Annotated in this window: 1 rRNA gene; it reads left to right on the forward strand. The window is 54.4% G+C overall.

The annotated features are described in order from the left end of the window. Window positions 1-252 (forward strand): 23S ribosomal RNA (locus tag ACN6NE_RS31310); the annotation flags it as partial.

The raw sequence follows: 252 nt of genomic DNA on the forward strand, positions 1-252 counted from the left end.
GATATTCCTGTACCACCTCCCCGCCGTTTGAGTAATGGGGGGACGCAGTAGGATAGGGTAAGCGCGCTGCTGGATATGCGCGTTCAAGCAGTTAGGCTGATGAGTAGGCAAATCCGCTCATCATGAAGGCTGAGCTGTGATGACGAGGGAATTATAGTACCGAAGTTCCTGATTCCACACTGCCAAGAAAAGCCTCTAGCGAGGCGGGAGGTGCCCGTACCGCAAACCGACACAGGTAGGCGAGGAGAGAAT

The organism is Priestia sp. 53B2 (assembly GCF_056099005.1).